The 20,687-nt window shown below is 71.9% G+C and carries 19 protein-coding genes and 1 pseudogene; 11 read left to right on the top strand and 9 right to left on the bottom strand.

Features of this window, described 5'->3' with window-relative positions; all coding sequences use genetic code 11:
* Positions 1-5 precede the first annotated feature (5 nt).
* The 7 genes from ABZ272_RS13100 to ABZ272_RS13070 form a co-directional block, all read right to left on the bottom strand.
* A complete protein-coding gene (locus ABZ272_RS13100) occupies positions 6-572 on the bottom strand; it encodes a hypothetical protein (protein WP_355050144.1) in 567 nt (188 codons plus the stop codon).
* Positions 573-681: 109 nt separating this feature from the next.
* Complete coding sequence (locus ABZ272_RS13095) at positions 682-1,524, bottom strand: oxygenase MpaB family protein (RefSeq protein WP_355050143.1); 843 nt, start codon at positions 1,522-1,524, stop codon at positions 682-684.
* Positions 1,521-2,738 carry an MAB_1171c family putative transporter gene (locus ABZ272_RS13090; protein ID WP_355050142.1) on the bottom strand — a complete coding sequence of 406 codons (1,218 nt, stop codon included), beginning with the start codon at positions 2,736-2,738 and terminating at the stop codon, positions 1,521-1,523. Before ABZ272_RS13090 ends, ABZ272_RS13095 begins: the two co-directional genes overlap by 4 nt.
* A 7-nt stretch (positions 2,739-2,745) precedes the next feature.
* Entirely contained in the window at positions 2,746-3,270 is a 525-nt protein-coding gene (locus ABZ272_RS13085; RefSeq protein WP_355050141.1) for a hypothetical protein, read from the bottom strand.
* A gap of 57 nt (positions 3,271-3,327) precedes the next feature.
* A complete protein-coding gene (locus ABZ272_RS13080) occupies positions 3,328-3,837 on the bottom strand; it encodes a hypothetical protein (protein WP_355050140.1) in 510 nt (169 codons plus the stop codon).
* 295 nt (positions 3,838-4,132) lie between these two features.
* Positions 4,133-5,182 carry an SMP-30/gluconolactonase/LRE family protein gene (locus ABZ272_RS13075; protein WP_355050139.1) on the bottom strand — a complete coding sequence of 350 codons (1,050 nt, stop codon included), beginning with the start codon at positions 5,180-5,182 and terminating at the stop codon, positions 4,133-4,135.
* 88 nt (positions 5,183-5,270) lie between these two features.
* The gene (locus ABZ272_RS13070) at positions 5,271-6,752 is read right to left on the bottom strand and encodes a family 43 glycosylhydrolase (RefSeq protein ID WP_355050138.1); all 1,482 of its coding nucleotides are present in this window, start codon (positions 6,750-6,752) and stop codon (positions 5,271-5,273) included.
* A gap of 326 nt (positions 6,753-7,078) precedes the next feature.
* Here ABZ272_RS13070 and ABZ272_RS13065 point away from each other — a divergent pair, with 326 nt between their 5' ends.
* Complete coding sequence (locus ABZ272_RS13065; protein ID WP_355050137.1) at positions 7,079-7,795, top strand: alpha/beta hydrolase; 717 nt, start codon at positions 7,079-7,081, stop codon at positions 7,793-7,795.
* 34 nt (positions 7,796-7,829) lie between these two features.
* Here the strand turns inward: ABZ272_RS13065 and ABZ272_RS13060 are convergent, their stop codons facing one another.
* Positions 7,830-9,176: a PLP-dependent aminotransferase family protein gene (locus tag ABZ272_RS13060; RefSeq protein WP_355050136.1), complete on the bottom strand. Its 1,347-nt coding sequence runs from the start codon at positions 9,174-9,176 to the stop codon at positions 7,830-7,832.
* A 406-nt stretch (positions 9,177-9,582) separates the two neighbouring features.
* Between ABZ272_RS13060 and ABZ272_RS13055 the strand changes: the two genes are divergently transcribed.
* The 10 genes and pseudogenes from ABZ272_RS13055 to ABZ272_RS13010 all read left to right on the top strand — a co-directional run bounded on the left by ABZ272_RS13055 (position 9,583) and on the right by ABZ272_RS13010 (position 19,217).
* Positions 9,583-11,052, top strand: a complete 1,470-nt coding sequence (locus ABZ272_RS13055; RefSeq protein ID WP_355050135.1) for an anthranilate synthase component I family protein — start codon at positions 9,583-9,585, stop codon at positions 11,050-11,052.
* Positions 11,049-11,612, top strand: a pseudogene (locus tag ABZ272_RS13050) (aminodeoxychorismate/anthranilate synthase component II); the annotation flags it as partial. The gene ABZ272_RS13055 and the pseudogene ABZ272_RS13050, both read left to right, overlap by 4 nt.
* A gap of 125 nt (positions 11,613-11,737) precedes the next feature.
* Positions 11,738-12,526: a phenylalanine--tRNA ligase beta subunit-related protein gene (locus ABZ272_RS13045; RefSeq protein ID WP_355050134.1), complete on the top strand. Its 789-nt coding sequence runs from the start codon at positions 11,738-11,740 to the stop codon at positions 12,524-12,526.
* Positions 12,523-13,758 (top strand): ATP-grasp domain-containing protein, encoded by a 1,236-nt coding sequence (locus tag ABZ272_RS13040; RefSeq protein ID WP_355050133.1) that lies wholly within the window; start codon positions 12,523-12,525, stop codon positions 13,756-13,758. The genes ABZ272_RS13045 and ABZ272_RS13040 overlap by 4 nt, the downstream gene beginning before the upstream one ends.
* The gene (locus tag ABZ272_RS13035) at positions 13,749-14,969 is read left to right on the top strand and encodes an MFS transporter (protein WP_355050132.1); all 1,221 of its coding nucleotides are present in this window, start codon (positions 13,749-13,751) and stop codon (positions 14,967-14,969) included. The genes ABZ272_RS13040 and ABZ272_RS13035 overlap by 10 nt, the downstream gene beginning before the upstream one ends.
* A 29-nt stretch (positions 14,970-14,998) precedes the next feature.
* Positions 14,999-16,303, top strand: a complete 1,305-nt coding sequence (locus ABZ272_RS13030; protein WP_355050131.1) for a TrpB-like pyridoxal phosphate-dependent enzyme — start codon at positions 14,999-15,001, stop codon at positions 16,301-16,303.
* A gap of 59 nt (positions 16,304-16,362) precedes the next feature.
* Positions 16,363-17,061 carry a flavodoxin family protein gene (locus ABZ272_RS13025; protein WP_355050130.1) on the top strand — a complete coding sequence of 233 codons (699 nt, stop codon included), beginning with the start codon at positions 16,363-16,365 and terminating at the stop codon, positions 17,059-17,061.
* Positions 17,051-17,398 (top strand): cupin domain-containing protein, encoded by a 348-nt coding sequence (locus tag ABZ272_RS13020; RefSeq protein ID WP_355050129.1) that lies wholly within the window; start codon positions 17,051-17,053, stop codon positions 17,396-17,398. The genes ABZ272_RS13025 and ABZ272_RS13020 overlap by 11 nt, the downstream gene beginning before the upstream one ends.
* On the top strand, positions 17,395-17,760 hold the full coding sequence (locus ABZ272_RS13015) for a chorismate mutase (RefSeq protein ID WP_355050128.1): 366 nt from the start codon (positions 17,395-17,397) through the stop codon (positions 17,758-17,760). Before ABZ272_RS13020 ends, ABZ272_RS13015 begins: the two co-directional genes overlap by 4 nt.
* The gene (locus tag ABZ272_RS13010; RefSeq protein WP_355050127.1) at positions 17,757-19,217 is read left to right on the top strand and encodes a UbiD family decarboxylase; all 1,461 of its coding nucleotides are present in this window, start codon (positions 17,757-17,759) and stop codon (positions 19,215-19,217) included. The genes ABZ272_RS13015 and ABZ272_RS13010 overlap by 4 nt, the downstream gene beginning before the upstream one ends.
* Here the strand turns inward: ABZ272_RS13010 and ABZ272_RS13005 are convergent.
* Entirely contained in the window at positions 19,162-20,673 is a 1,512-nt protein-coding gene (locus ABZ272_RS13005; protein WP_355050126.1) for a PLP-dependent aminotransferase family protein, read from the bottom strand. The two genes, ABZ272_RS13010 and ABZ272_RS13005, sit on opposite strands and share 56 nt — an antisense overlap.
* Positions 20,674-20,687: the final 14 nt, after the last annotated feature.

Raw genomic sequence — 20,687 nt, 5'->3', positions numbered from 1 at the left:
TGTCGTCAGCTCAAGGTGAAGGTCACGTCGTCGACGTCGAAGGCCGTGACGCCGTTGCCGGCCGTCTCGCTGCTCAGGAAACTCGCCGTCGCGGTGCGCTCGACCGCCGCCGTCCCGCTCGACATGCCGTACTCCCGCCACTGCGCCCCGCCGTCGAAGGCCAGCGAGAACCTCGTCTTCGGCGGAATGCCGGTGACCGCCAGCCCGACGTTCAGGTAGTCACCGCGGGTGGTCTCCGTCGTGATGGTGCGGACCCAGAAACGGACCGTCAGGTTGCAGTTGGCCGGCACGGTGACGGTCGTGCGCAGCAGGTCGCTACGCGTCACGTCCAGGCCGGCGAAGGTGGCGTACGCGTGACCGGTGTGCGCCGGCCGGGTCTCGTCGCCGAGCACGACCATGCGCGGGCCGACCGTCCAGCCGTCGGCGCCGCGCTCGAACGACGGGTTGGGGTGCACCTGCCCGGCACAGGGCGCGGCGGGTGCCGGTGGTGCGCCGGATGCGCCTCGGGCGGCGGACGCGCCGCCTGTGACCAGGAGCAGCAGGGCTGCGGCGGTGGTGGCGATTGCCTTCATCGGTCCTCCTCGAATCATAGAAGGTTGCCGATATCCGACCATCCGTTACGGTGGCCGCCACGTCAAGCCGTTCCCGAGCGTGGCGGCCTCGGCGCCGACCCGCCGCTGATCAGCGCGGGCCGAGCTGGCTGATCTCGTACCCCTGGGGGTAGGTCCGAGCACTGATGCCGTCGGCGAACAGCGGCGTGGCCCGGGGCGCCCCGAACCACCGCTGCCACCGCGCGCGTGTCCGCAACGCGAGGCGCAGCCCGGCCCGGACCGGCCACGGCGGTGTGTCGACCCGTGTCGCGCGCCGCAGCGGCTCGTCGTACATGGCACTGACCAGCGCGTTCCCCAGTGGCGCGAGCGTGCGGGGGAGGCGGGCGAGCATCAGCATCCGGGTGGCCCGCTCGATGGCCGCCGCGTCGTCGTTGGGCAGCAGGTGGGCGGCGTCGTGGGCGTCGAACCAGGTCTCGAACTCCTCGAACGACCCGGGGATGTCGGTGATGCCCATCCGGACGCCGAGCTGTCGGTAGAACAGGTAGGTGGCCTGCCGCTCGTGGCAGCAGGGCGGACGCCAGCCGTAGGCGCGCAGCCACCGAATCGGAATCACCACGAGGCAGCCCAGGACGTAGCGGAAGTCGTCGTTGTCGATGTCGTACGGACGGTGGATCTGGTTGACCCGCCGGAGCGCGTCCCGGCCCCGGGGCTGGTCGAAGCCGTTGAGGACCATCTCGTACATCAGCAGGCCGGTGTCGTCGATGCGCTTCTGGGTGCGCTCGGTCAGCTCGCCGGTGGTGGTGTGTACGGCGGCGATGGCCGGCACCGAGAAGGACCTGTTGAACGCCAGGTTGAGGCCCAGCTTCAGGTCCCACGGGAACTCGTATCGCAGCATCGTCTGATAGATGTCCAGGTAGTGGCGCTGCGGGTCCAGCGTGCGGATCCGCTCCAGGTTGTCGTAGCGACCCCTCATCGGCGTGCGTCTCCTACCGTCGGGCGCGGGCTGGCGGCGTCGAGCGTCCGGGCCACCACGGGTGATCGGGCGTAGGCGTCGGTGACGAGCGTCAGCCACGCCACCTCGCCGGCATAGCCACCGTCCGGCCGGTGCAGCTCGTCGGCGGGCTGCGGGGCCGCGGCCACCTGGCCGGCCCGATGCCGCCGCAGCGCGCAGGCCAGGTGGGCGGCCTCGATCGCCGCCTGCCGCTCGGTGGCGCCGAGGCCGGACCGTTCGGCGAACCGCTCGGCCAGGGCGGTCACCCCGCTATCGGTGTACGGGCGCAGCGCCAGGCGGCCGTCGCGGATCTCGGCAACCCGGCGGGTGAGCGCGTAGTCGCTGTCGCGCAGGGCCGCGAACCGGCGGCGCAGGGTGGGGTCGAGTTCCAGCTCGGGAAGGGCCGCGACGAGGTCCCGCCAGAGCGGTTCGAGCCGCCGGTAGGAGTGGAAGTCCTCCCACCGTTGGCCGATCTTGAGGGTCGGACCCCACGCCGGCATGGTGAGGCCGATCGTGATGAGCAACGCGCCGATGGTCACCAGCACCGCCGCGATCTGCCGCTCGCCGGTCGGCCGGTAGCCGGCCCAGTAGGCGACGAGGTAGACGATCTTGTTGGTGCTGTAGAGCAGCGCGACGGCGGCGCCCACGGCCGTGATGCGCAGGCCGCGGCGCAGCCAAGGGCGTCCGCAGATCTTCGCGAAGCCCCAGCACAGCCGGGTGATGTCGAAGCAGTACGCGAAGAACCCGAGCAGCAGGAAGATCAGCAGGTAGGCGGTGACGACGGGGTCGGTCGCGTACTCGACGGTCAGGCGCACCGGCTCGTCGTACGTGAGGGTGACGGCGAACAGACCGAACATGACGAGGAACGCGCATGCGGTGACCCAGACCCAGCGGCGGGCGCGGACGGCGGCCGTCGCCGGGGGCAGCGCGAAGTGCAGCAGCATGATCTCGGCGTTCGCCGAGATGGTCAGGGCGCCGGCGTGCGCCATCACCTTGGCGAGGTTGGGCAGGCCCGACACCTCGTCGATCGCGCTCGCGACGGGCGGGATGGCGACCGTGATCCCGGCGGCGAACGCACCGAGGCCCGCGCAGATCGCGCGGCGGGCCCGACTCGGATGCCGGCGCTGCAACCGCACCATGTACACGAACGCGACCCAGCCGGATGCCGCGCACACGGTGTAGAGGACGGTGTCCATTCCCGCGCTACCAGTGGGGGTGCTCGAGGGAGTGTCGCAGCCGGCCGTACAACTCGGCGTCCTTCCCGTCGACAGGCGCCTCGTCCGCCGCGCCGCGCCCGCTGCGGACCCGCCGCAGCAGCAGCGAGCCGATCATCTCGGCCTCGCGCTCCTCGGCCGCGGCGTAGCTGCTGCGGCCGAGACTGCGCCGCACGAGTTGCGGGTCGAGGTCGGGCAGCAGCAGCCGGGACGCGTCCGCGTCCAGCACCTCGGTCGCCTGGTGCCCGGCGAGCAGGTGACCCAGCTCGTGGCCGATGATCAGCAGTTGGTGCAGCGGCGAGGTGTCCTGCTCGTAGAAGATCGCGTCGAAGTCGTTCGTCGGCACGCACATCCCGCACACCGTCTGCGCCGGCAGCGCGATCGGCACCAGGTGGATGGGCCGGCCGCGCCGCTCACCGAGGACGTCGCACAGCCTCCGGACGTCGAAGGGGTCCGGCATCTCCAGCTCGTCGACGATGCGTTCGCAGCGTCGGCGTAGACGATGCAACCTCACGTCCGTGTTCCCCCACTCGTCGGTGTGCTCCCACCGCAGGATCTGCACGGCCACCCGCTACCGACGATCGTCGGACGCGGTCGTGCCGGTGCCCTCTGCCACGGCCCGTAGCCGGGCCACCATCTGTTCGATGAGCCGCATGTCGGTCGCGGAGAGGCCGTTGTCGGCGAGCACCTGCCGCAGCGCCACCCGCTTGACGTCCATCCGCCGAAGTTCGCTGAGCAACGTGATCTGGTCCTGGATACGTCGTGCCGCCGCGTCGTCGACAAAGTAGCCCGAGTTGACGCCGAAGGCGGCGGCCAGGGCGCGTACGTGCGAGGTGCGGGGATCGCTCGCCACGCCACGACGCAGCTCGCCGATGTAGGCGGCGCTGATCGTCACGCCCGTCTCGGCCGCCGCTTCGTTGATCTTGTCGGCGATCTCCCGATTGGTGTACCTGCGACCGGGCTCGTCGGCGTCGCCGAGCTCGTCAGGCGTGGGACGGATCTTGTCGAACAGGTACTCCAGCCGTGCTGCCAACGTGTCGAGGGGCGGCAACTCCCGCTCCGCGCGCCGACCGTCCACCATGCTCTTCACCCTCCGGCGACCTGAACGACAGTGTCGCAGATGTGCCCCGCCGCGAAACAGACGTTGACACGCGCACGGAACGTGAGCGTAAGCTCGCTCCTGTTCGGAGCAACACCCGTTGAGCGTGAACCCGTTGTGCTCAACGCTTGTTGCGCGACGGGTCCGATCGGGCCGGTCCGGGCCGAACCTGGGGGGGTAAGCGGGGAGGAATCCGCTCCGCGAGGAGCACAACGGGGGATTCCTCCCACGGCCCACCCGGGTCGTGCCGGTCCTTGTCGTCGCGGCACCACCTACCTCAGTACGGGTAGCCCGGAACGTTGAGCCGGACGCTGTAGAGGCCGGAGTCGTTCCGTGGACCCGAGGTGATGAACAGGGTCTGCCGGTCGGAGCCGCCGAAGGCGACGTTGGTCGTGCCGGTGAAGCCGGACCGGATCGTGCCCAACTGGACGCCCGTGGGGGAGTAGACGTGGACGAGCGAGTCCCCGCCCGAGGTCCAGTACACGTTGCCGGCGCAGTCGATCGTGCCGCCGTCCGGGCCTCCGATGTAGTTCACGAAGACGCTCCGCGCGCCGGTGCTGCCATCGGGCTGGACGGTGTACTTGTAGATCTTGTTCTCGGAGTAGGCGCCGACGTAGAGCGTGCTCCCGTCCGGCGACAGCGAGATGCCGTTGGGCTGACGCAGTTGGTCGTCCACCAGCGACACCTGCCCGTTGACGACGCGGAAGACGCTGGTGCGCCCGTTCATCTGGTCCGGGCGGTTGCCGCGCTGGAAGTTGGGGTCGGTGAAGTAGGTGACGCCGTCCGAGCGGACCGCGACGTCGTTCGGCGAGTTGAAGGCCCGACCCTGGTAGTTCGCCGCGACGGTGCTGCGGGCCCGGTCGCTCAGCCGGTACGCGGACACGTTGCGCTGGTCGTGGGTGGCCGCCACGAGCTGCTGGCCGTCGGCGCTGAGCGCGATGCCGTTGCTACCGGCGTTCGAGATGAACGTGTCGAACGTCGACGGCGGCGTGAACCTGCGGATCGTGGACGGCTGCACGTTGTACGGCCCGGCGCCGGCGGCCATGTCGGAGAAGAGCAGGTAGCCGCCGTCGGCGACCCAGACGGGCCCTTCGAGGAACGAGAAGCCGCCCTGGATGCGGGGCGCCGTCACGGAGCTCGCCGGCAGTGGCGAGCCGTAGCTGGCCCCCGTCGGGCAGGCGCCGGGCGGCGTGCCGGGCGGGCCGGCGAGCCGGGCGTACGCGCCTGCCTGGGCGGTCGCCGATCCTCGGGCGGCGGCGGGAACGGGTGCCGCGCTGACCGCGAGGCAGAGTCCGGCCAGGATGGCGATGGTGGGACGCCGGTTCATCGGTGCTCCAATCGGCGTCGACGGGTCGCGCGGACCGGCCGACGGTGTCGGGGGCGCGTGCGGGCGCGGCGCGGCCCGCCCGCCGGGGCTATTCCAGGTGGAAGGTGGCGGAGCTTCGCTCGGCGCTCGTGCCGACCGCCTCCAGGTAGAGCAGACCGTCGCGGTGGCGCACGTAGCGGCCCGGGTAGTTCTGTGACTCCAGCGAGACACCGGCGCTGTCGGCCAGGCCGGGCCGGCGTTGGAAACTCGCGTCGCTGGCGAAGACCGACGACCCGTCGTTGGCTGCGATGGACAGGGCGAATCCGTAGTGGCGCAGGTAGTAGCCCGGGAAGTTGGTCGACTCCAAGGACACGCTCCCGCCGCCGGCCAGGCCGTTCACGATGCGGAACTGGGAGTCGGCCAGGTTGGTCACGTTCGGCTCGACTCGTGCCCGGTAGTCGTAGTGCCGGACGTAGCTGGTTGTCAGGTCGTGCGACCGCAGCCGGACCGGGGTTGCCCCGTCGGGCACGGGGATGCCGAAGTTGGGGGTGCCGTCGGCGTTCCAGTACAGCTTCTGGAGGCGGGTCCGCCGGTTCGGATCGTTGAGGGGGTCGCCGCTGATGTCGCGGTAGTTCCGGTCGTGGTAGACCAGGATGTCGCTCTGCCCGTCCTCGGAGACGGTGAACGAGTTGTGGCCGGGGCCGTACTGGCCGGTGGCCGCGCTGGTGGCGAAGACCGGGTTCGGGCTCTTGCTCCAGGAGGCCGCGTCGAGCAGGTTCGCGGTGGTGGAGGCGCTGAGCATCCCGAGGCAGTAGTTGGCGTCGGTGGCGCTGGCCGAGTAGGTCAGGAAGAGGCGGCCGTTGCGCTGGATGACCGCCGGTCCCTCGGCGACCCGGTACCCGCGGGTCTCCCAGGCGTACGTCGGCACGACGAGCCGGGTCACGGTGCCCGTGATCTGCCACGGGTTGGCGCCCATCCGGGCGAGGTAGACGTTCGAGTTGGTGGAGATACCGGGCTCCTGCTGCGCCCAGGTCAGGTAGCGCACCCCGTTGGCCACGAAGGTCGAGGCGTCCAGGCTGAAGGTGTCCCAGGGCGTCGTGATGCGGCCGCGTTCGGTCCACCCTCCGGTGAGCGGGTTCGCGTTGGCGGTCTCCAGCACGTACATCCGGATGCGCCACACGTCGTCGGCCCGGCCGGCGGCGAAGTAGACGTACCAGCGGTTGTTGATGAAGTGGATCTCCGGGGCCCAGATGTGGGCGCCCATCTCTCCGCTGGTGTGCCGGTTCCAGATCGTGGTCTCCGCCGCCGTCGCCAGCCCCGGCAGCGTGGTCGCGCGGCGCAGGACGATCCGGTCGTACTGCGGCACGGTCGCGGTCAGGTAGTAGTAGCCGTCGGTGTGCCGGAAGATGTGCGGGTCGGCCCGCTGGTTGACCAGCGGGTTGGTGTAGTTCACGGCGGGCGCGGCCTGCGCCGGCCCCGCCCCGGGCAGTCCGGCGGACACGGCGAGCATGACCAGCATCGCGGCCAGGACCGACCGTCGGTGACGGCGGACGACGGGACCGGCGGTCCCGCGGTCGAGTGGCAGCGACATCTGTCCTCCGTGAGCTGTGGGTACCGCGCTGGTCGACGCGGCTCCCGGCGGCCAACCTGCGGCACGTCGAGGGCGCGAACGCCCGTGGGCAGGAACGTGTGACGGGTGTGTTGCGCCCAGGTAACGGCCTCAGTGTTGGCGCTAACATCGACGAGTGTCAAGGTCTTCCGGTAGTTCCCGGGCTAGCGCGCAGCACCCGACCACCCTCCCGCGACGGCGGGTGACGCGGTCGGTCGGAACGGAGGTTTCACCGTCGCCTGACGGGTACTCAGGCGCACCGGCGCGGCCGGTCGAGGACCAGCGTCACGAGCGAGGGAGCGCCTGTCATGCCCGATGCGGACCCCACCGTCGTTCTGGTGCACGGCGCGTTCGCCGAGTCGTCGAGCTGGAACGCCGTGATCGAGCGGCTGGGCGACGCGTACAACGTCGTGGCTGCCGCCAACCCGCTACGCGGCGTCGCGGGCGACGCCGCGTACGTACGGGACGTGGTACGGGGGATCGGCGGCCCAGTCGTGCTCGTCGGCCACTCGTACGGCGGCATGGTGATCACGCAGGCCGCGGCGGGCGACACGTCGGTGCGGGCCCTCGTCTACGTCAACGCGTTCGCTCCGGACACCGGCGAGTCGGCGCTGTCGCTGTCGGGACAGTTCCCCGGCAGCACGCTCGCCGACACCCTGGTGCAGTACCCGGTGACGACCGGCGGCAACGAGGTGGCGATCGGTCAGGACGCCTACCACGCCCAGTTCTGCGCCGACGTGTCGGACGACCTCGCCGCGCTGATGGCCCGCACTCAACGGCCGATCACCGAGCAGGCCCTGAGTGACGGGCTCACCGGAGAACCCGCCTGGCGGTCCCTGCCGAGCTGGTTCGTGTTCGGTGACGCCGACAAGAACATCCCGGTCGCCGTACACCGCTTCATGGCCGAGCGGGCCGCCCCGCGCGGCCAACGCGAGGTGGCGGGCGGTTCGCACGCGATGGCGGCGGCCCCGCAGGCCGCGAGCGAGGTCGCCGAGACGATCATCGAGGCGGTCCGGGCCACCTGACCGCGTACGCCGACGGCTCGACGGCGGCGGCCGATCAACCGCGACCGGTCGTCTCGCGGTACGCCGCGGCTATCCCGGCCAGGCCACGCCCCAGTTCCGGGCCGCGTACCCCGGCGTAGCCGAGCACCAGCGCCGGCGGACGGTCGTCCGGCCGTAGGGCGTAGAAACGGCCACCGCGGACCAGCACCGAGCGACGCCGGGCCGCGTGCACTACGGACTCCTCCGCGCACCGGGCCGGCAGCAGCAGGTACGCCTGGAGCCCGCCGTTCGCGCCGAGGAGGGTGACGTCGGGCAGGTGTCCGGCGACGAAGTCGCGGACCGCCTGCCGGCGCTTCTGCACGTCCGCGGCGAGTCGGCGCAGGTGCCGGTCGAAGGCGCCGGTGTCGATCAGCCGGGCGAAGGCGAGCTGTTCCAGGCCGGAGCAGCCGATGTCCCAGCTGGCCCGGATCCGCTCGACCGGCGCGGTCAGGTCGGCGGGGATGGCCAGCCAGCCGAGGCGCAGCGCCGGTGTGAGGACCTTGCTGGCGCTGCCGGCGTAGACCACCCGGTCGGGTGCCAGGCTCTGCACCGCCGGCAACCGGTGCGCCGGGGCGACGAGGGCGGCGTCGAAGTCGTCCTCGATGACGTAGCCGTCGACCTTCTTCGCCCAGGCCACGAGCTGTGCCCGGCGTCGTGCGGTGAGCGTGACCCCGGTCGGGAACTGGCTGGCCGGGGTGACCAGCACGGCCCGGACGCCGCTTGCGTCCAGCGCGTCCACCCGGATGCCGTCGGAGTCCACACCGATGCCCACCGGACGCAGGCCGGCCTCGGCGACGAACTCCCACTCGCCCGGGTGCCCCGGATCCTCCACCCCGAGCGTGTCGTGGCCACGGTCGCGCAGCACGCGGCAGAGCAGCGCGAGCCCCTGCGCGAAGCCGGACGTGACCATGAGGCGCTCCGGCCGGGTCCGTACCCCACGCACCCGGCCCAGGTAGCCGGCGAGGGTGTGCCGCACGACCGGCAGCCCGGACGGCGGGGCGTAGCCCAGCTCGCGACGGCCGGCCGAGGTGACCACCGCGCTGACCGCCCGGATCCAGTCCTGGCGGGGGAACGTCGAGTCGTGCGCGCTGCCGGTGCGCAGGTCGCAGACCGCCGGGGCGGGCGCGTGGTCGTCCGGGGTGAGCGCCGAGGCGACGTCGGCGCGTGCCGCCGCCGCCACGGAGGTGCCCGAGCCGTGCTGGGAGACGAGGTACCCCTCGGCGCAGAGTTGCTCGTACGCCTCGACGACCACACTGCGGGACACGCCGAGGTCGGCGGCGAGCTGCCGGCTCGACGGCACCCGGGTGCCGGGGCGCAGCGCGCCCTCCTCGATCTGCGTGCGGAATGCGTTACGGAGCTGCACTGCGAGCGTTCCACGCGATTGGCCATCTATTGACAGGCTTAGATTAAGGGTCAAGTGGTCCGCTCCGAGATCGTCGAAGTGGTATGGACAGCGTGAGCCGTGCCTGTGGAAAGTGTTGGTCGGGTGCGCAACCGCCCGGTGGCCGGCGAATCAGGGCGTATGTTCCGAGCGTGTCCAATGCGGACGCTCCGCCGCCGGCACCGGGGTGGTCGTGCGAAGTCCTTTCGCCTGGGGGAAGGGTCCGACCTGCCGCGTCGTCGGCGGGACCAGCGCCAACGGTGGTGCGGAATCGGGCTGTTCAGAGGGGGTTCCGCAAGTGTCCCTATTGTCAACCGAACGCGCCGCCTGGTCGATCCGAGCACATTCGTCGACCGATACACGTACCGCATTGATGGACTCAATTCCGGTGGAAGTGACATCTGTCACACTGCCGTCGATCGATCCGTTGTCGCTCTACACGGCACTCGCCGACAGTCTTTCCCACGACGACCTGTATCTGTTCGAAAGCCTGGACGGTCCTGTTCGGGACCGATATGCCGCAGCCGTCGGCTGGGGTCTTCTCGCCGAGGTGCGACTCATCGCCGACCGCCTCGAGCTGACCGCCGACGGTCCGCTGGGTGACGCCCTGGCCGCCGTGTTCACCGCCGTCCTGGGCGAGCCGGGTCGACGGGTCGCCACGGCGCGGGTCTGGCCCGTCGCCGGCCCGACCGAGGTGTGGGCCGCCGTCCGGGCGGCACAGCGCGCGTTCGCCGTGCGCACGACCGTCCCCACCGACACCTTCGCCTTCGGTTTCCTCACCACCCTGGCGTACGAGGCCGCGCGGGACATGGACGAACTCGGGACCGAGCGGGTGGTCGACGACGTTCCCCGTTGCACGCTCGCGCTGTTCCGGCGCACAGTCTGGTGGGATCTGCGCGCCGGCACGGTCCGCCGGCTCGACGCCAACGGCCCGCACCTGCCCCCGGACGACACCGCCCGTCTGCCCGAGCTGCCCGTGCTACCGACCGCCCCGCACCCGCACGTGCCGGACGCCCCGCCGCCGCGTCTGGTCCGGGACACCGTCGACGAGGAGACGTTCGCCGCCCGGGTGAAGCAGTGCCTGCGGCACATCGAGGTCGGGAACAGCTACCAGATTCAGATCGGCCACCGGATCGACGTGGAGACGACGCTGACACCGCTGGAGGTCTACCGGCGGCTGCGTCACCGCAACCCGTCGCCGTACATGTACCTCACCCCCTGGGCCGGCCGGACCGTCATCGGGGCGAGCCCGGAGCTGTTCCTGCGCATCGAGGACGGGCGGCTCTCGATGCGTCCGATCGCCGGAACGGCCCCCCGCGCCGCCGACCCCGAAACCGACCGACGGCGGGTGGTCGAGCTGACCACGAGCGAGAAGGAACGGGCCGAGCACGTCATGCTCGTCGACCTGTGCCGCAACGACATCGGCCGGGTATGCGTGCCGGGGACGCTCAGCGTCGACAGCATGTTCGACGTCGAGCCGTTCGCGTACGTGCACCACCTGGTCTCGACCGTCTCGGGCCAGCTCGCCGACGACGCCGACGTGTGGGCGGCGATCTGCGCGACCTTCCCGGCCGGCACCATGACCGGCGCCCCGAAGCTGCGGGCCATGGAGATCATCGACGGTCTGGAGGACGAGCCCCGGGGCGTCTACGCCGGCGCGGTCGGGCTGGTCGACGTCCGTGGGTACGCGGTGCTCGCCCTCTGCATCCGGACCGCCGTGCACGACGGCCGGCACTACCGGACCCAGGCGTCGGCCGGGGTCGTGGCCGACTCCACCCCCGGCGACGAGTGGCGCGAGACGCTGGCCAAGATGAGCGCCACCTACTGGGCGCTCACCGGTAGGGAGCTGCTGCCGTGAAGGTCCTGCTCGTCGACGCGTACGACAGTTTCACCCACATCATCGACCAGTACCTGCGGACCCTCGGCGCACGGACCGTGGTGGTCCGCTCCCGGGCGGCGACCACCGACCAACTCGTGGCCCTGCGGCCCGACGCGGTGGTGCTCGGCCCCGGCCCCGGCCACCCCGCCGAGTCCGGGCACGTGGAGCTGGTGCACGCCTTCGCCGGTCGGGTTCCGCTGCTCGGGGTCTGCCTCGGCCACCAGGCGATCGGCCTCGCCTACGGCGGGACGGTCGCGGTCGCCCGGCACCTGATGCACGGCAAGACCAGCGTGGTCACCCACGACGGCCGGGGCGTCTTCGAGGGCACGCCCGCGCCGCTCACCGTCACCCGCTACCACTCGCTGATCGTCGCGGACCCGGTGCCCCCGGCCCTGCGGGTGACCGCCCGGTCGTCCGACGACGGCTACGTGATGGGGGTACGACACCACACGCTCGCGGTGCAGGGGGTGCAGTTCCACCCGGAGAGCGTGCTCACCGAAGCCGGCCTGCGGTTGTTCGACAACTTCCTGCGCCACGCGTCGACGAGCGCGCAACGGCCACCCGGATTGGCCTCACCGGATCACCCCGGATTGGCCACAAGCGGTGGTCGTCCCGCTGCGTACGGTCGGGCGGACAATCGGACCCGACTCTCACGAGGATCACGATGACCCAGCTCAGCGACGGTGCGGCCACTCTCACCGTCCGCATCGACGACCGGGTGTTGACCGCGGTGCCGGACTACGTGCTCGGCGTGCTCGCCGTGGCCCTGGTCGAGGTCGTACCGGCGCCTCCCGCCGTGTCGGCGTTGCTGACCGCCGCCGAGGACGCGCTGCACGGCGCCGGCCTGGACAAGGCCGGCGTGGCCGACCTGCCGGGCATCGCGGCCTGGCGCGAGGCGTACCGGGCGGTGGGGGTGAACCCGAACCGGTTCCCCTGCGCCGCCGAATCGATCATCCGCCGGGTGGCCAAGGGTGACCGGCTGCCCCGGATCAACGCCCTGGTCGACCTCTGCAACGCCGTTTCGCTCGGCGCGGCGCTGCCGGTGGCGTCGTGCGCCGTCGACGGCCTCACCGACCTCGTGGTGCGGCCGGCCGACGGCACCGAGACGTACCTGCCGCTGGGCGTTCCCGACGCGCCCGAGCATCCCGAGCCCGGTGAGGTCGTGTACGCCGACGCCGACGGGCGGGCCCACTCGCGGCGCTGGAACTGGCGGCAGGGTCACCTGGTCCGCACCGACCTGGGCCCGCACGCGTTGCTGCTCACCGTCGAGTCGGCCCACCCCGGCGGACGGGCGGAGGTGGTGGACGCGCTGGCCCGCCTCGGCGGCGTCCTCGCCGAGATGTCCGCCGGCCCACGGCAGGAGGCGGTGCTCGACCGCGACGCGACAAGCGCCGTCCTGCGTACCGCGGACCCGCTGAGCCCGGCGGGCAGCAACGGTCGGAGCCGTCGATGAACGACGCGATCCTGGTGATCTACCGCCCGGCGGCCGGTCGGTACGCCGCCCAGTTCCGCGCCGTGGTCGCCGCCGCCGCCGAGCGGGGCGTGGCGACCGTCGCGCTGCTGCCGAGCGGGCAGCCGTCCGCCGACACCGCCGGTCTGCCCTGCTACCACGCCGACCTCGACGACCGCGAGGCCGTCCGTTCGGTCGTCGCGACGATCGTCGCCGAGCACCCGGTGCGGCGCGTCTTCCCGCTCTTCGAGGGCGACGTGCTGACCGCCGCGCACTGCCGACGGGACCACGGCATCGACGGGCTCGACCCGGAGGGGGCGCTGACCTTCCGCGACAAGAACGTCATGCACCGCCGCGCCGTCGAGCTGGGTGTGCCGGTGGCCCGCTCGTGCCGCCCCGAGACGATCGGGGCGGTCGCCGAGTTCGCCGCCGAGGTCGGTTGGCCGGTGGTCGTCAAGCCGTACGCCGGCTGGGCCTGCGGCGACACGCACCGGGTGGACTCCGCCGAGGACCTGGCCCGGGTGTGGCCGCTGATCGCCGACGACCGGCACGACTACCGGGTGGAGGAGTACGTCCGGGGCGCCGAGTACCACGTCGACTCGCTGCTGCGCGACGGCGAGGTGGTCTTCGAGCAGCTCTCCCGCTACACGTACTCGGTTCTGGAGTTCCGCGACGAGCCCGGCGGCACGGTCTCCCGCAAACACGACCTGACCGACGCCGAGCGGCGCATCCTGGCCGCCAGCGCCACCGTGCTGCGGGGCTTCGGGATGCGGACCGGCGTGGCGCACGTCGAGTTCTTCCTCCGCGACGACGGCGAGGTGGTCTTCGGCGAGGCGGCGGCCCGGGCCGGTGGCGGCTCGATCGTCCCCGCCATCGAGGCCGGGCGGGGGATCAACCTGGCCGGGGAGTGGTGCCGCCTCGAACTGGACCCGGAGCACGTGCCGACGACCACGCTCGGGCCGGAGATCGGCACCGAGTACCTGTGCTCCGACCGGTACGGGCGGATCACCTCGATCACCTCGGCAGCACAGTTGCGGGCGCTCGACGCGGTACGCGACGCGGACGTGTGGAAGCGCGTCGGTGACGTGCTCGCCGCGCCGACCGCCTCGAACGACGTGCTCGGCTGGTACGTCTGCGAGGGGCGGGACTTCGACTCCGTCTGCGCCCGCTTCAAGGTCATCCGTGACTCCTTCGAGGTGCGCACCGAACCGGTGGGGGAGTCGCCATGTGGCTGAGCCGGTTCCGGGCCCTGCCCCGCCCGCTGCGGATGCTGGTGTACGCGTCCTTCATCAACCGGGCCGGCATGTTCGTCTTTCCCCTGCTCGCGGTCTACCTGGTGCAGAGCCGGCACCTCAGCACCGGCGAGGCGGGCGTGCTGATCTCCGTGGGCAGCACCGGCCTGCTCGCCGGCAGCCTGCTCAGCGGGCCGGTCTGCGTCCGCGCCGGTCGCCGCGCCGCGCTGGTGGCGAGCCTGCTGCTCAACGCGGCCGGCTACCTGGGACTGGCCCTGGTCGACGGTCCCACCTGGACGTACGCGGTGCTGCTCTTCGTCGCGCTGGTCGGCATGGGCATGTTCTCCCCGGCGGCCAACACGCTGATCGCCGACCTGACCGAGCCGGGCGAGCGGCCCTTCGCGTACACCGTCAGCTACCTGGCCAACAACCTCGGCATGGGGGTCGGCCCGCTGCTCGGGGGGTTCGCGGCGGCCCTGTCGTACGAGCTGATGTTCGCCGGGAACATCCTGCTCGGTCTGCTCGCGGCGGCCACCATCTGGCTGTTCGTACCCGCCGAGACCCGCCGTGCCCCGACGACCGCGCCGGTCGTCACCACCCGCTGGGCCGGGCTGCGGCGGGATGTCGACGTGGCGCTGCTGGTGCTGGTCTCCTTCTGTTACGTCGCGCCGCTGATCGGCCTGGAATACACGCTGCCCCTCGCGGTCACCACCGTGCTGCACTCGTCGGTGGCGGTGGTCGGCGCGGTCTACACCATCAACAGCGTCGTCGTGGTCAGCGCCAGCCTGCTGATCGAGAAGCGGATCAAGACGTACTCGACCCGGGTCCTGCTGATCGTGGCCGGCCTGCTCTGGTCGGCCGGCATGGCCGTCCTGGTGTTCGCCTTCTCACTGCCCGCCGTGCTGCTCTCCACGGTGGTCTGGACCCTCGGGGAGATCATCGCCTCGGTGGTGGTGCCCACCTACATCGCCGACCACGTCGAGGAACGGCGGGTCTCCAGCTTCATGGCCCTGAACGCCTTCGTGCTCAGCTCCGCCCGGCTGGTCGTGCCGATGGGTCTCGGCTTCGTCTGGCAGACCCAGGGGCACCGGCCCGTCCTCCTGATCCTTTTGCTGACCCCGGTGGTCGGTGTGGTCGCGTTCGCGGCGCTGCGAATCCGACCGACCGTCCGGCCCGTGCCGGCGCCCGCCGAACCGGCCACCGCCAGTCCCTGAGACCCACCCACCCCTCATCGGAAGGCGCCATGACGACGTCGAAGTTCGTGCTGCCCGAGAGCGACATCCCGACGACCTGGTACAACGTGGTCCCCGACCTGCCCAAGGGGCTCCCCCCGATGCTGCACCCCGGCACCCGGGAACCCCTCACCCCGGCGGATCTCGAACCACTCTTCGCGAGCGGCATGATCGAGCAGGAGTTCAGCACCGACCGGGACGTGGAGATCCCCGGGCCGGTGCTGGACATCTACCGCCAGTGGCGGCCCAGCCCGCTCGTCCGCGCCCACCGTCTGGAAAAGGCCCTCGACACGCCGGCCCGGATCTACTTCAAGTACGAGGGGGTCAGCCCGGCCGGCAGCCACAAGCCGAACACGGCCGTGCCGCAGGCGTACTACAGCAAGCTCGACGGCGTGCGGCGGCTGACCACGGAGACCGGCGCCGGCCAGTGGGGCAGCTCGCTCTCGATGGCCTGCACGTACTTCGGCCTCGACTGCGAGGTCTACATGGTGCGGGTCAGCTACGACCAGAAGCCGTACCGGCGAGGGCTGATGGAGACGTTCGGCGCGTCGGTCACGGCGAGCCCGAGCGACCGTACCGAGGCGGGCCGGGCCGCGCTCGCCGCCGACCCGCACTCCACCGGCAGCCTCGGCCTGGCCATCTCCGAGGCGGTGGAGGCCGCGATGGTCAGCGGTGGCGCCGCCAAGTACGCCCTCGGTTCGGTGCTCAACCTGGTGTTGATGCACCAGACGATCATCGGCCAGGAGGCGCTGCTCCAACTCGCCATGGCCGACGACTACCCGGACGTCGTGGTCGGCGCGGCCGGCGGTGGCTCCAACTTCGCCGGGCTGGCCCTGCCGTTCCTGCGCCGCCAACTGGGCGGCGGCCCGGCCGTGCGGTTCATCGCGGTCGAGCCGTCCTCCTGCCCGTCGCTGACCCAGGGCACCTACGAATACGACTTCGGCGACACCGCCGGCCTCACCCCGCTGACCAAGATGCACACCCTGGGCCACGAGTTCCGCCCACCGGCGATCCACGCCGGTGGCCTGCGATACCACGGCATGGCGCCGATCATCAGCGCGCTGCGGGACATCGACCTCATCGAGGCGCGTGCCGTGCCGCAGAGCGCGTGCTTCGAGGCCGGTGTGCTGTTCGCCCGCAACGAGGGGATCGTGCCCGCGCCGGAGTCCACCCACGCCGTCCGGGTGGCGGTGGACGAGGCGCTGCGCTGCCGGGAGACGGGCGAGTCCAAGGCGATCGTCTTCTCCCTCTCGGGGCACGGCCACTTCGACATGCAGGCCTACATCGACTACTTCGCCGGAAAGCTGACGGACTGACCTCGCTGGGGCGGACGCCGTCGTGGCGTCCGCCCCCGCGCCGAGCACCGGGGGCGCCAATGCACAGCGAAGCAGCCACCATCCTCGCCATCAACGGGTCGGAACGGGCCGGCGGCAACACCGACCACGCCATCGCGCACGCGGGCCGGCTGATCGCCGAACGCGGCGCGACCCTGCGCACGATCGTGCTCCGCGAGCACCGCATCTCGCCGTGCAGCCTGTGCGGCGACTGCAACAGCCGTACCCTGCCCTGCCGGGTGGACGACGACGTCCCCGCCCTGGTGGAGCAGATGGCCGCCGCCGACGGACTCATCTACGCGGCCCCGGTGCACGGCTTCGGCCTCGCCCACCTCATGCAGGTCTTCATCGAGCGCGCGGGTGTCGGCTACCTGCGGTTCAACCGGCCGCTGGCCGACAAGGTCGGCGGCATCATCGTCACCGGACGTCGGTACAGCGACTCCTCCGTGCACAACCAGATCGTCAACAACCTGCTGCTCAACCGGATGATCCTGGTGGGCAGCGGATTCCCCGTCCTGTTGCGCAACACCACCGGCAGCCCCGGGCTGACCGACGCCGAGGGCGTCGACGCGCTGGAGCGGATGGTGCACCGGATGCTCGACATGGTGCAGCTGCTCAAGCGGCATCAGCGGGTCGACGGTGGCCCGGTCCTACCGCGCCGGGACCGCAACGAACGCGTCCCGCGGCCCCGCCGCGCCGAAACCGTCCAGACCAGAGGAGATATCGAGAATGTCCACTGAACAGGTCGCCGCCCCGGTCGGCATCGACTTCCCGGCCACCGAGTGGGAGAGGTGGGACAAGCCGGGCGCCGAGGGCCGGGTCAAGATGACGTACGTGGGCGGCCAGCGGCTGCGCCTGCTGGAGCTGCCACCCGGCTTCGACGAGCACCACTGGTGCCTGCGCGGGCACACCGGCTACGTGCTCCAGGGCGAGTTCACCATCCACTTCCGGGACCGGTCGGTGCCGTGCCGCCCCGGGATGGGGTTCGTCATCCCCGACGACGAGGAGCACCGGTCGCAGGGCAGCGACGCCGAGCCCACCGTCGTCTTCGTGGTCGACGAGGTTCCGCAGCCGTGAGCGACCAGCACAGCGTCGCAACGCCGGCCGGGTCGACGCCGGCCGGCGACGCCGACGGTCCGGCCCGCATCGCCGAGCTTCGGGTCGCCATCGACGGGCTCGACCGGCAGATCATCGCCCTGCTCGCCGAGCGCACCCGGGTGGTGCGGGAGCTGACCGTGCACAAGACGGACGAGACGACCGTCCGCTCACCCGAGCGGGTGCGGCAGGTCCTCGACCGCGTACACGCCCTGGCGGTCGGGCACGGCATGCCGCCCGAGGTGGCCGTCGGCACGTACCGCGCCCTCATTGAGGAGCTGACCCTGATGCAGCTCGACATGCTGGCGGCCCGCCGCGCCGCCGCGGCGACGGACACCAGATGAGCCACCGTCGGCCCGTCGACCTGCGGCACGCCCTGGCCAGCCTCGACCCGCTCCCCGGTGAGCTGGTGCGGGTCACCACCGAGCTGCCCGCCCGCTACGGCGTGTCCGCCCACTACGCCCGCTGGGCGGGCGCGCCCGCCGCCCCGCCCACCGGCGCCGGCCCGGCCGTGCTCTTCGACCGGGTACGCCCCGACGACGGACCTACCCGGGCGGTGCTGATGGGCCTCTACGGCACCCGTCGACGAGCTGCCGGCCTGCTCGGCTGTACGCCCGCCGAGCTGCCGCACCGGCTGCTCGACGCGGTGGGCGCCCCCCGCCCGGCGGAGTCCGCCGCCGACGCGTCCCGCTGGCCGCGCGAGTCGCTGCCGCTGGACCTGACCGCGCTGCCGGTGCCGGTCCTCACCGACGAGGACGCCGGGCCCTACCTGACCCTCGGCGCGGTGCTCGCCACCGATCCGGACACCGGGGTCCGCAACCTGTCCGTGCACCGCATGTGCGTGCAGGGGCCCGACACGCTGACCATCTGGATGGTGCCGGGACGCGACCTGGAACTGGCGTACCAGGCTGCCCTGCGCCGCGGTCGTTCCCTGCCGGTGGCGATCCACCTCGGCCTCAGCCCGGCGGTGCTGCTCTCCTCCTGCTGCCCGACCTCGCTGGTCCCGCCCGACCTCGACGAGCTGGCGGTGGCCGGCGCGCTCGCCGGCCAGCCGGTGGAACTGCTGCCCTGCGCCACGGTGGACGCCGAGTTCATCGCCCACGCCGAGTACGTCATCGAGGGTGAGCTGCTGGCCGACCACGCGCCGGAGAGCCCGCACGGCACGGTGGCCACGCCGGAGTTCCTCGGCTACCAGGGCCGCGCGCATCCCTCGCTGCCGTTGATCCGGGCCACGGCGATCACCGCTCGGGAGAGCCCGATCCTGCAGGCGGTCTCCGGGCCCGGGCACGAGCAGTCGATCCTGCTCGGCTTCGGGATGGAGGCCGCCGTGCTGGACGTGCTGCGGCGCCGGGGCACGCCGGCGCTCGCGGCGCACTGCCACACCGCCGGCGGCGGTCAGCTCATGGTGGTGCTTCAGTGGCCGGCCAAGCGCGGGCCGGAGGACGACGTCGCGGTGCGCGCCGCCGCCGAGGCGGTGCTGGAGCAGTTCCGGATGGCCAAGCTGGTGTTGTGCGTGGGCGAGGACGTGGACATCGAGTCCGACCAGGATCTGTGGTGGGCGATGGTCACCCGGTTCCAGGCCGATCAGGACCTGGTCGTGCTGCCCGACCGGGAAGGCTTCCCCCTCGACCCGAGCCAGCACACCGGCTACTCGCCGTCGCTCTCGGCCGACGGGCGCACGGCCAAGGTCGTGTTCGACTGCACCGTCCCGTACGCCCAGAGCGCGCGGTTCCACCGGCCCCGCTTCACCGAGCCGTCGCGTCCCGCACCGCGGCGGCCAGTAGCGCCACTCCCTCGGTGATCCGAGCGGTGGGCAACGCCGCGTACCCGATCAGGAAGGTCGGCTCGGTCGGCGGTCGGGTGACGAAGTAGCCCGAGGCGGGGTAGACCCGTACGCCCCGGGCGGCGGCGGCGCGCACGATCTCGGCCTCGTCGACGTCGTGCGCCCCGCCCAGGGTCACGAGCACGTGCAGCCCGGCCGCCGTGCCGGAGATCCGTACTCCCGCGCCGAAGTGCTCGTACAGCGCTTCGAGGAGCCGGGCGCGGCGCTGACGGTAGAGGCGGTCCATCCGGCCGATGTGCCGGGCGTACGCGCCGGAGGAGATGAACTCGGCCAACGCCTCCTGGGTCACCGTCGGGGTCAGCCGGTCGGTGATCCACTTGATGCCCAGGAACGGCCGGACGAGGTGCGGCGGCAACACCGCGTATCCGATGCGCAGCGACGGGAAGAGGGTCTTGCTGAAGCTGCCGACGTAGACCACGTCCGCGTCCTGCGGGTCGGCGGCCAGCGACGCGAGCCGCTCCTCGGCGAAGGTGAACTCGTTGTGGTAGTCGTCCTCCAGCACCGTCGCCGCGTGGTCGCGGGCCCAGCGCAGCAACGCCCGCCGTCGCCGGTCGGACATGATGAACCCGGTCGGGAACTGGTGCGACGGGGTGACGTAGACGAGGCGTACCCGGGCCGGGTCGAGGCCGTGCGCGCGGACCCGGCAGTCGATCTCGTCGACCCGCAGGCCCTCCTCGTCGACCGGGACCGGCACCACGGCGGCCCGCGAGTAGCCGAAGATCTGCCGCAGCACGGTGTGGCTCGGATCCTCGATGACCACCACGTCGTCCGGGCCGACGAGGAGCCGGACCAGGATGTCCATGGCCTGGGTCGCGCCGCTGGTCACGACCGTGTCCTCGCGCCGGGCGTCCAGCGCCCGGCTGCGTCGTAGCAGCGCGGTGATCTGCGTACGCAACGACGGGGAACCCTCGGCCGGGCCGTAGCCCAACGCCACCGCGTCGGCCCGGCTCACCGCGTCGGCGAGCGACTGCCGCCACCGGGTCACCGGAAAGCTGGCCAGCGCCGGGGTGCCGTGCCGGAAGTCGTACGTGCCGTCCGGTCGGTGCATCGGCGCCGGTTCCCAGGGCTTCCAGAGGGGACTGCCGGCGTCGGTGGGCAGTGGGGGCTCGGGTCGCAGGTGCGCGCGGGCGGCGCGGGGGACCCGCGGTGGCGCGTCGGCCGGGGCGGCGCTGACCCGCGTGCCGGAACCCCGCCGGGACGTGAGTACCCCGTTGGCCCGCAGCAACTCGTAGGCACGGGTCACCACCGTGCGGGACACCCCGAGCTGGTGTGCCAGTTCACGGCTGGGCGGCACCGCGTCGCCGGGGCGCAGCCGGCCGGCGCGTACGGATGAGCTGATCTGGTCGCAGAGTTGCTGCTGCAACGGCACCGCGCTGGCGCGGTCCAGCGTGACGAGGAGCTGGTCCGAACTCACCTGGGCATGCTCCC

The sequence above is a fragment of the Micromonospora sp. NPDC005979 genome (genome assembly GCF_040614415.1).
In the GTDB taxonomy this organism is placed as follows: Bacteria; Actinomycetota; Actinomycetes; order Mycobacteriales; family Micromonosporaceae; genus Micromonospora.
The sequence above is the reverse complement of the archived record's forward strand: the minus strand, read 5'-3'. Positions and strand labels throughout refer to the sequence as shown.

Coding starts and splice junctions, on each gene's coding strand:
- ABZ272_RS13020 (WP_355050129.1), top strand. CDS start 17,051: ATGTCCACTGAACAGGTCGCCGCCCCGGTCGGCATCGACTTCCCGGCC.
- ABZ272_RS13040 (WP_355050133.1), top strand. CDS start 12,523: ATGAACGACGCGATCCTGGTGATCTACCGCCCGGCGGCCGGTCGGTAC.
- ABZ272_RS13070 (WP_355050138.1), bottom strand. CDS start 6,752: ATGTCGCTGCCACTCGACCGCGGGACCGCCGGTCCCGTCGTCCGCCGT.
- ABZ272_RS13100 (WP_355050144.1), bottom strand. CDS start 572: ATGAAGGCAATCGCCACCACCGCCGCAGCCCTGCTGCTCCTGGTCACA.
- ABZ272_RS13090 (WP_355050142.1), bottom strand. CDS start 2,738: ATGGACACCGTCCTCTACACCGTGTGCGCGGCATCCGGCTGGGTCGCG.
- ABZ272_RS13010 (WP_355050127.1), top strand. CDS start 17,757: ATGAGCCACCGTCGGCCCGTCGACCTGCGGCACGCCCTGGCCAGCCTC.
- ABZ272_RS13030 (WP_355050131.1), top strand. CDS start 14,999: ATGACGACGTCGAAGTTCGTGCTGCCCGAGAGCGACATCCCGACGACC.
- ABZ272_RS13025 (WP_355050130.1), top strand. CDS start 16,363: ATGCACAGCGAAGCAGCCACCATCCTCGCCATCAACGGGTCGGAACGG.
- ABZ272_RS13035 (WP_355050132.1), top strand. CDS start 13,749: ATGTGGCTGAGCCGGTTCCGGGCCCTGCCCCGCCCGCTGCGGATGCTG.
- ABZ272_RS13045 (WP_355050134.1), top strand. CDS start 11,738: ATGACCCAGCTCAGCGACGGTGCGGCCACTCTCACCGTCCGCATCGAC.
- ABZ272_RS13075 (WP_355050139.1), bottom strand. CDS start 5,182: ATGAACCGGCGTCCCACCATCGCCATCCTGGCCGGACTCTGCCTCGCG.
- ABZ272_RS13080 (WP_355050140.1), bottom strand. CDS start 3,837: ATGGTGGACGGTCGGCGCGCGGAGCGGGAGTTGCCGCCCCTCGACACG.
- ABZ272_RS13095 (WP_355050143.1), bottom strand. CDS start 1,524: ATGAGGGGTCGCTACGACAACCTGGAGCGGATCCGCACGCTGGACCCG.
- ABZ272_RS13065 (WP_355050137.1), top strand. CDS start 7,079: ATGCCCGATGCGGACCCCACCGTCGTTCTGGTGCACGGCGCGTTCGCC.